Below are 6,746 nucleotides of genomic sequence, written 5' to 3' on the forward strand. Positions count from 1 at the left end.
CGGGGGCCCCCGCCCCGCCCGCCCCCCCCCCCCCACCCCCCGCGCCCCCCCCCCCGCCCCGGGCGCGGACCGCGGGGGCCCCGGTGCGCTGTCGTACGTGGCGCCGCGCTCAGCCCATGGTCTTCGCGCCGTCGAGCGTCTCGCGGATGATGTCCGCGTGCCCGGCGTGCTGGGCGATCTCGGAGATGAGGTGGAGCACCACCCGGCGGGCCGACCAGCGGGCGCCGGACTCGAACCACGGCGCCTTCGGGAGCGGTTGGTCGGCGCCCAGATCCGGCAGGGAGGCGACCAGTTCGTCGGTGCGGTCGGCAGCCTCGGCGTACGCGTCGAGGACGCCGGTCAGCGTCTCGCCGGGCAGCATGCGGAAATCGTCGGCCCGCCGGGCCCAGTCGGCCTCGGTCATCTTCGTGAAGTCGGGCATGGCGGACGCGCCTTCGGCGATGAAGCCCGTCCAGGCGCGTTCGACCGAGGTGACGTGCTTGATCAGGCCGCCCACGCACAGTTCGCTCGCGGTCGGGCGCTGTCCGGCCTGCTCGTCGGTGAGGTCGCGGGCGGTGAAGCGCAGGAAGTGACGCTGCTTGGCGAGGGCGGCCAGGAGGTCGGCGTGCTCCCCGGTGGCTGCCTGCTGGGTGGTGGCGTGCTGTTCGGCGGTCATGATCGCGCCCTCCGTCGGTGGTCGTCCGGACGAACCGTCCGGACGGCACGTGCAGCCGGTCCGTCCGGGGTCCGTTCCCTCGGTCGTCGACCACGTTAGGAGCCCTTGCGGCCACTTTTCGTCCGCAATACCGGGAAGGATCGCGGGCATGGCGAACACCAGCTCCCGGACCCTGCGACTGCTCTCCCTCCTCCAGACCCACCGGTACTGGCCGGGCGCCGAGCTGGCCGACCGGCTGGGGGTGTCCGCCCGTACGCTGCGGCGGGACGTCGACCGGCTGCGGGAGCTGGGCTATCCGGTCGAGGCGCGGCGCGGCGTCGACGGCGGCTACCAGCTCGCGGCGGGGGCGGCGCTGCCGCCGCTGCTGATCGACGACGAGGAGGCGGTGGCGCTCGCCGTCGGACTCCAGGCCGCGGCGCAGGGCGCGGTGGAGGGGCTCGCCGAGTCGTCGGTACGGGTGCTGGCCAAGGTGGCGCAGGTGATGCCGGGGCGGCTGCGGCGGCGGGTGGAGGCGTTGCGTGCGATGACGGTGCCCGCGGACTGGGGCGGCCCGGCCGCGGCGGGCGTCGATCCGGAAATCCTCACCGTGGTGGCGCTGGCCTGCCGGGACGCGGAGGCGCTGCGGTTCTCGTACACCGCCGCCGACGGCCGCCACAGCGAACGCCATGTCGAGCCGCACCGGCTCGTCTGCCCCGGGCGCCGCTGGTACCTCGTCGCGTACGACCTGATGCGGCACGACTGGCGCAGCTTCCGGGTCGACCGGATGGCCGGGCCGCGCAGCACCGGGGAACGGTTCCGGCCGCGCGAACTGCCCGCCGAGGACGCCGCCGCGTTCGTCCGCGCCGGACTGGACAACCGGCCGGGCCCGTACCGCGCCGAGGCGCTGGTCGAGGCCCCGGCGGCGACGGTGCGGGCGCGGATCGGCCGGTGGGGCACGGTCGAGGAGGCGGACGGCGGGCGCTGCCGGGTGGTGCTGGCGGCGGACGCGCTGGAGTGGCCGGCGATGGTGCTCGGGACGCTCGGGGCGGACTTCCGGGTGGTGGGACCTCCGGAACTGCGGGAGCTCGTACGGGAGTTGGGGGAGCGGTTCGGGCGGGCGGCGGAGGAGGGGTGAGGACCCGATCCGCCCGGACCCGGCCCGCCGGGATCGTTGCGGGGCACCCGTCGGACGCGGCCCTGACCTCGTGAGCCCGATCGGCCCGTCCCCTTCAGCGCAGCAGGAAGGCCGCGTCCCAGGGGGTACGGGGCGGGGCGTCGGTGGCGTAGGCGTGGAGGGCCAGGGCGATCCCGGCGGCACCGGTGAGGAGGCCGGGACCGGCGGGGGCTGCCGGAGGAGCCGCCACGGGGCGGGGGGCGGCCAGGCCGTCCGGGGTGGCCGCGTCCCGGGACCCGTAGGGGAGGCCGGGGTCGTCCGCCCTTTCCTCGGCGACCGCGCCCCGGGCCCCGTAGGGGAGGCCGGGGGCGTCCGGCTCCTCCGGGGCGGCCGTGGCCCGAGGCCCGTACGGGAGGTCAGGGTCGTCCGCCCCCTCCTCGGCGACCGCGCCCCGGGACCCGTAAGGGAGGTCACGGCTCTCCGCGGCAGCCACCTCCGGGAACCCGTAAGGGAGTTCCGGGTCGTACGCCGCGACGAGCCGGGCGGCGAGCGCATCGCGGTGGGCCGCGAGCCGGGGGTGCGGGGCGTCCTCGGTGAGCGTGTGGCACAGGTGCAGCAGGCCCGCGTGGCCGTGGCAGAAGGCGTGGTCGGCCACCCCTCGCGGCCGGTCGAGGTCGTCGGCGAGGGCGTCCGCCGCGAGCGTGCACAGGCCCGCGTCGCCCAGGGCGCGTCCGGCCTGGTGGAGGGCGGCGGCGGTGCCGGGGGTTCCGTAGCACCAGGCGGTGCGGTCCGGCTCGGGCGGCTCGGTGCCGTACCGCTCCAGGGGGATCACCGCAGGCCAGCCGCCGGCCTCGGTGCGGTGGGCGAGGAGTGCGGCGGTCAGGCCGGCGACGGCCTCGCGCAGCCCGGGGACGGGGACGCCGTCGCGCAGCGCGGCGGACAGCACGGCGAGAGGACCGCTGATGCCGTGCGCGAGGCCGAAGTTGACATGGCCCCGGGGGTACTGCGGGTCGGCTCCTCCGGGGGTGCGCGGGCCGCCGGGCGACCACCATCCCGGTACGGACGTGCCGTCCAGCGCCAGCGGCCGGGCGAGGCGCACGAGGTAGCCGAGGGCGTCGGCGAGCGCGTCCTCGTGGGCCTCGCGCCGGAGCAGCAGCAGGCGGGCCAGCCCGCTGACGCCGCTGATCAGGTCGAACCGCAGGAACGACACCCCGGGGCGGCCCGCGTCCAGGCGGGCGCGTTCCGGTTCCAGGGCGCGATCGACGAGGCGGTCGAGTGCGGCGTCGAGGCGGGTGAGCAGGGCGGCGTAGTCGTGCGGGGTGCGGCGGGCCGCGTGCGCCGCGAGGGCGAGGGCCGGCACACCGTGGTAGAGCCCCTGGGCCGTCCGACCGGAGAGGCGGGCGGCGGCCGCACCGAGGTGGGCGTGGGCAGCGCCGCGCAACTCCGGTTGTTCGTAGGCGAGTTCGGAGTGGAGCAGGGCGAGGGCCGGGTACCCGTGGTCCAGGCTCAGCGGGGCCAGGTCCGGGAATTTTTCGGCCGTGCGCTCCGGGTCGGCGAGCCTTGCGGCGATCTCGTACGCCACCTCGGCGGCGCGGGAACGCACCGCCGAGGCCACGGTCCCTGGCGGGGGCGGGGTCATCGGCCGTGCCTCCTGCGGTCGGTGTGGGCCTGGGCGGCGCCGCGGGCTACGGCGTGCGCGAGGAGTTCGGTGGGACGGTCGGTGCCGATGAGGCGGTTGTGGTGCATGTGCAGCAGGGAACGGAGGACGTGGTCGGGCTCCGACCAGCTCCGTTCACCGAGATCGCGCAGGAGGGTGCCGTAGCGGGCGGTGGCCTCGGCGCGCCGCCGCCACAGGGTGCGCAGCGTCTCGTCGGCGTCGCCCGCCGGGCCCTCGCGGTACGGGTCGACCAGCGGCAGGGCCTCGCGGCGCCGCTCGCGGAAGCCGCGCTGCCGCCCCTCGTCCTTGGGGATCGCCCGCAGCAGCCAGTCGGCGCCGGCGGAAAGCTCCGCGGGACCGGCCGGGTCCTCCCCCTCTGTGAGGTGGAAGGCCCGGGCCAGGTCGGCGAAGCCCGCGGCGGCGACCAGCAGCGGTTCGGTCCGCTCGCGCCGGGCGTGACGGCGGCGCAGATGCTCCAGGACGGCGACGCTGTCGGCGTGGAAGACCCGCTCGGCGGCCTCCATCGCCTCCGGGCCGCCGTACCGCTCCAGCTCCGGGTCGTAGGTGTCCCAGACCGCCCGCCGGGTCAGAGCGGCGGCGTGCAGTGCGGAGGTGGCTTCGTGGAGCCGCGGTTGCAGCTCGCGGGCGAGCGCGGCGGCCGGGCCGTGGAAGCGCAGCCGCAGGTGGGGGCCGCCGTCGTCGGTGTAGCGGAGGAAGAACCAGCGGTCGACCTCGTCGGGCAACTCCCCGAGCAACGGGGCGAGATGGGCGGCCAGCAGTTCCTCGTGGCGGTCGGCCGGGGCGTAGAGGGAGAGGTGGAGCCAGTCGCCGCCGGGGAGGTGGACGGCGCCCGGGGAGCGGCGGGGCGTGGGGGGGCGCGTGGCGCGGTGCTTCACGCCCGGGGTGTGGGCTCCGGAGACGGCGCGCATCGGGATGACGACTTCCGCGTGGTGCGGGCCGTCGGGGCCGTGCAGCCAGCCGTCGGGGAGACCGTTCTCCTCGGGTACTTCGCGCAGGTGGACGCGGTCACCGCGGAGCAGTTCGCGCCGCAGGAGCCGGGCGTGGCCGGGCCGGGTGAGATCGAGGCGGACGAAGCGGTCCCCCCAACCGACCTGGACCCGGTCGGGGACGGTCCAGCGCCGCTGCCAGTCACGGAATGCCTCCCACCACTGGGCGAACGACGGTTCGGGCGCCCGCAGTTCCGGGCCGGGGGTCCAGTGTGCCGCGCTGAGGACGGTGCGCCCGTAACGGACGCGTGGCAGCCGGGGCAGCACGGAGGCACCGCCCCATGACCACATGGACCAGGTACGGCGCCCGCTCTCGGCGATCTCACAGAGGAAACGGGACGCATTGGGCAGGCACCCTTCCACGTTGAGCATGTGGAGGACGGCGGGCTCCACCCGCCTGCCGGTGGCCGTGTCAACCAGCCACAGCCCGTCGAGGTCCGCGCACACCGCCAGATCGCGAGGGTCGAGCACGGACGGATCACCGGGATCGGCATAGCAGCCGACCGGCAGCAGGTGGTCCAGCAGCTGCGGCACCTGCGCGATGTTGCCGATCCGGACGTCACCGGGCCGGACAGCGACCTGGGCGCGCACGGCGTCATCCGCACCGGCACCGTGGGACGCCGGCTCCGGGGCGTCGTCCTTGCCCGCCAGCGCCGCGAGTTCACCGGCGGACCGCGCGTCGAAGAGGTACCCGAACCGTCCGAGCAGGCTGCCCGCCTGCCGCGATCCGTTGGCCAGGACGAGCCGGAAGTCACCGCCGGCCATCGCATCGGCGTCCGGAGCGAGCAGCCGCCCGCAGATCTCCAGCGTCTCCGGCGCCCCGTCCCCGTCCTTGGCGAGACGGCGTACGAAGGGGTGGTCATCGTCCAGGACCACTTCGGATGCGCCCGTGAGCAGCGCTTCCTGGGCGAGTGCGGCCAGCGCCCGGGCGCGCTCCTGATCGGGTACGTCGCCGGGGGCGGTGCGGGGGCTCGGCGGGCGCCGGTATCCGGCGGGCGCGCCCAACCCGGCGTCCGGGTCGAGCACTTCGGCCAGCGGAACGGCCCGGTCGGTGCCGTACCGCTCCAGGAACGCCTGGTGGTATTCGCGCAGATGCGCCGGGCCTGCGGTGTCCGGGGACAGCCGCCACAGCAGCGCCGCGGCGCGGGCGGCCTCCTCCGCCACGGCGGCGGGCAGCCGCACCTCGGCGTCGAGCGCCAGATCCACCTGGAGCAGATCGGTCCCCGACCGCAGGCGGCGCATTCTGGCGGCGACGTCCCGCAGCTCCGGCACACCCTCGCCCAGCGGGCTCTCGGCGTAGCGCAGCAGTTCCTTCCGCACGCCGTCGAGTTCGGCGAGTTCCGGCAGGCTCTCGTTGCCGACCGCACCGCAGACGTCGAGCACGTACCCGAGCGGGTCGGCCTCCTCCAGCGGCGGCCTGGCCCTCGTCAACAGTACGTCTGTACGGACCAGTTGGCCGATCAGGCCGTCCGCCGCCTCCTCGGTCAGGCCGGGGAACCGTTGTTGCAGCGCTGCCGTCAGATCGCCCCCGAGCACCGGGCGGTGGGCCAGTTCCAGCACGGCGGCCACCACCTTCGAGTGGCGCAGGCTGACTTCCTGGACCGCCCGGGTGGTCCGCTCCGCGCCGTCCCGGCCGGACTGCGGTACCTGGGAGAGCACCAGGCGGCCGCCACGGACCCGGCAGAGGGAGTTGACCACGACGTGGAGGTGGCGCAGCACCTCGGGGCGGCGCTCCCAGGCGGCGACGAGCCCGGTCAGCCAGGCCCGGTCGGGACGTACGGCGCGGCGGTGTGCGGCGCCGAACCGGACACGGGACTGTTCGCCAGGGGCGGCGAAGCGGACCGGGGTGACGCCCGCCATCAGCCCGAACGGGGTGGCGCGGGTACTCATCCGCAGGCGGTAGGAGGTGAGTGCGCGGACGGCGCGGTGCAGCCGGTCGGGGGCGACGTCCTGACCTTCGTCGAGCACCTTGGTCAGCAGTCCGGCGAGCGGCGGGCTGGCGATCTCAACGGCCTCGCGGACCATCGGGCCGTCGGCGAGCGTCCTCAGCGCGGCGGCCGGACCGTCCGTCCGCCCTTCACCCCCGGGGGCGGCGCAAGGGGACGCGTCCACCGGGTGGACCGGGGCCCGCAGCATGCCGAGGCCGGCGGGCCGGAAGAGGTACTGCTCGGACACCTGGGCACGCTCCTCACCTGCCGCCCGGCCCGGCGCCCGTGCCGTGGCGGCGACGTCTCATCGAACCGGGGGGCGGGGCGCGGGGGCGCCGGGGGCGCCCCGCCGCGGGCCGCGAGCCCCCGCACCCCCCCCCCCCCGCCGCCACACAGACACTCTCGC

At 76.2% G+C, this 6,746-nt stretch carries 4 protein-coding genes; 1 reads left to right on the forward strand and 3 read right to left on the reverse strand.

Going from position 1 to position 6,746, the window contains the following annotated elements:
* Positions 1-109: 109 nt before the first annotated feature.
* A complete protein-coding gene (locus tag ACFWWQ_RS28825; RefSeq protein ID WP_384602106.1) occupies positions 110-655 on the reverse strand; it encodes a DinB family protein in 546 nt (181 codons plus the stop codon).
* Between the two features lie 148 nt (positions 656-803).
* On the opposite strand from ACFWWQ_RS28825, the gene ACFWWQ_RS28830 reads away from it, so the two are divergent.
* Positions 804-1,769 (forward strand): helix-turn-helix transcriptional regulator, encoded by a 966-nt coding sequence (locus ACFWWQ_RS28830; RefSeq protein ID WP_384602107.1) that lies wholly within the window; start codon positions 804-806, stop codon positions 1,767-1,769.
* 94 nt (positions 1,770-1,863) lie between these two features.
* On the opposite strand, the gene ACFWWQ_RS28835 is transcribed toward ACFWWQ_RS28830, so the two are convergent.
* Positions 1,864-3,387 carry a lanthionine synthetase C family protein gene (locus ACFWWQ_RS28835; RefSeq protein WP_384602109.1) on the reverse strand — a complete coding sequence of 508 codons (1,524 nt, stop codon included), beginning with the start codon at positions 3,385-3,387 and terminating at the stop codon, positions 1,864-1,866.
* Positions 3,384-6,587, reverse strand: a complete 3,204-nt coding sequence (locus ACFWWQ_RS28840; RefSeq protein ID WP_384602110.1) for a lantibiotic dehydratase — start codon at positions 6,585-6,587, stop codon at positions 3,384-3,386. The genes ACFWWQ_RS28835 and ACFWWQ_RS28840 overlap by 4 nt, the downstream gene beginning before the upstream one ends.
* Positions 6,588-6,746 lie beyond the last annotated feature (159 nt).

The organism is Streptomyces sp. NPDC059080 (assembly GCF_042739975.1).
In the GTDB taxonomy this organism is placed as follows: domain Bacteria; phylum Actinomycetota; class Actinomycetes; order Streptomycetales; family Streptomycetaceae; genus Streptomyces; species Streptomyces benahoarensis.